Here is a 2,020-nt window from a genome sequence, read left to right as displayed (position 1 = left end):
CGCTCGAACAGTTCGACGCCGAGATCGGTCTCCAGTTCCTTCACCGCTTCGGTGATCGAGGATTGCGAGATCGACAGATTCTGCGCCGCCCGGGTGACGCTGCCCTGTTCGGCGACGGCGATGAAATACTGGAGTTGACGGAGGGTGAAGGCCATGTCTCAGCTAACACGGCAGGAGGGGGGAATGGCAAGAGGTGTGCAGGAGGTCAGCGATAGCACCGATCATCCGTCCGTCCAGTCCTCCGGGAAATCCCTGCCACCATAGAAAATGCGCAATATGCGAACGGTATCTTGCTCCACCGTGAATGCAATCGACGCGCGGTGCTCGAAACCGGTGATCCGCAGGCCGGGATAAAGGTCATTGCGCTGCGTGCCGCGAAGAGGGAAGTTGGAAAGTGCCATGCAGGCCTTCTCTATGCGATCGAGATAGGCGCCGGCTCGTTCAAGACCGCTGTTCTCAGCGATATAGCGATAGATTTCCGCAAGGTCGTTTTCCGCTGCTGGTCGGAAGACGACATTTGCCAAGCTTACCGGCTTTCAAGATGAATGGAGCGAAGCCGTGCAAAAACCTCGGCGGCCGGAATGTCGGGATGAGGATCGCTGATCGCTTCATGAATTTTGGCGCGCATGGTTTTGTTCACGGCCGTTTCCTCGCGATCAAGCGCGCGCAGGCCTGCGCGCACCACTTGACTTGCGTCCTCATAGGTGCCGGCTTGCAGTCGGGCATCCAGCAGCGCCTGCTGCTCGCCAAGTGTGACGGTAATGGATTTTCCTGTTCGCATGCGACAAAGGTAACATGGCCGCACCACATTGTCATATTCGAAAATCTCGGGAATTTGTCGGATCGAGAACAGAGGCGGCCTGAGTTTCCGCTATGCTGAATTTTCGAAGAATGATGGCCCAGACATGACAACCAAACCGCCTTTCCCCAACGAACCCGGCATCCTCGCCTTCCACAGGCGTTGCGAGGATTTCTATCCGGCGGATGCGGTGGATGCCTCCATTCAGCAGCAGCGCGCGTGGTATGATGCGCTGTGCGCCGAGTTCGATGCGCCGTCGCCGGAAGGGTTGACGCGGGAGGATCAACTCGTGGCCGAACGTATTCCGGTGCGCCGTTACCGGCCTGCCGAGATCGCGACGCAGACGCGGATTTTCTATATCCATGGCGGTGGTTTCGTCGTCGGATCGCTGCAAAGCCATGATGCGATCTGCGCCGAAATTGCGCATGTCGCTAGGGCGGAGCTCGTTTCCGTCGATTACCGGCTGGCGCCGGAACATGTCTGGCCGGCGGCCTTCGAAGATTGCTTCGAGGTACTGCAATGGCTGCTTGCCGATGGACGGCCGCTGGTGGTTGTCGGCGACAGTGCCGGCGGCAATCTGGCAGCAGGCCTGGCGCTGAAGGCCAGGACCGAAGGGCTTGCCGGCATTGTCGGACAGGTGCTGATCTATCCCGGATTGGGCGGCGATCTCGTGTCGGGATCCTATGTCGAGATGGCGCAGGCACCGGGCCTGTCGACGGCGGATGTCGCCTATTACCGCGATATCCTGAAAGCGCCGGCGGAAAACGCCGTTGCTCATCCGTTGAAGGCGGCTGATCTTTCCGGCCTGCCGCCGGCCTATATCACCTCGGCGCATTTCGATCCGTTGCGTGACGATGCCGCGCTCTATGCGCAGCGCCTGGCGGCAGCGGGGATTGAGGTTACCTATCGGAACGAACCGCAGATGATCCATGCCTGGCTGCGCGCCCGCCATAGGAGCGAGGGCGCGCGGGAGGGGTTTGCGCATCTGTGCTGCGGCATAGGTAGGCTCGTCGGAACGCGATGATTACCCCTTCGCCTTGCCGACCAGAACCGGATCGGGGCTGAACTTTGCCGGGAAGAGGGCCTTGAGGTTCCCGATCTTCGGCATGTCGTTGTGAACGATATAGGGATAGGTCGGGTTGAGCGTCAGGAAGTCCTGATGGTAATCCTCGGCCGGATAGAAGGCTTTCACGTCCGATACTTTGGTGACCACCGGCTCGC

Annotated in this window: 5 protein-coding genes; 1 reads left to right on the top strand and 4 read right to left on the bottom strand. The window is 59.9% G+C overall.

Annotation, left to right across the window (positions count from 1 at the left end; all coding sequences use genetic code 11):
* From VL202_RS15600 to VL202_RS15590, 3 genes are all read right to left on the bottom strand, one after another.
* The coding region (locus VL202_RS15600) for a LysR family transcriptional regulator (RefSeq protein WP_325465013.1) at positions 1-155 on the bottom strand (155 nt) is incomplete at its 3' end.
* Positions 156-221: 66 nt separating this feature from the next.
* Positions 222-524, bottom strand: a complete 303-nt coding sequence (locus tag VL202_RS15595; RefSeq protein WP_325465012.1) for a type II toxin-antitoxin system RelE/ParE family toxin — start codon at positions 522-524, stop codon at positions 222-224.
* A gap of 2 nt (positions 525-526) precedes the next feature.
* Positions 527-781 carry a type II toxin-antitoxin system ParD family antitoxin gene (locus VL202_RS15590; RefSeq protein ID WP_056328885.1) on the bottom strand — a complete coding sequence of 85 codons (255 nt, stop codon included), beginning with the start codon at positions 779-781 and terminating at the stop codon, positions 527-529.
* A gap of 124 nt (positions 782-905) precedes the next feature.
* On the opposite strand from VL202_RS15590, the gene VL202_RS15585 reads away from it, so the two are divergent.
* Positions 906-1,823 (top strand): alpha/beta hydrolase, encoded by a 918-nt coding sequence (locus VL202_RS15585; RefSeq protein ID WP_325465011.1) that lies wholly within the window; start codon positions 906-908, stop codon positions 1,821-1,823.
* On the opposite strand, the gene VL202_RS15580 is transcribed toward VL202_RS15585, so the two are convergent.
* The coding region (locus tag VL202_RS15580; protein WP_325465010.1) for a peptide-methionine (S)-S-oxide reductase at positions 1,824-2,020 on the bottom strand (197 nt) is incomplete at its 5' end.

Source organism: Pararhizobium sp. (assembly GCF_035497515.1).
GTDB lineage: Bacteria > Pseudomonadota > Alphaproteobacteria > Rhizobiales > Rhizobiaceae > Pararhizobium.
Note: the sequence above shows the minus strand (reverse complement) of the source record. Positions and strands in the feature narration are given on the sequence as shown.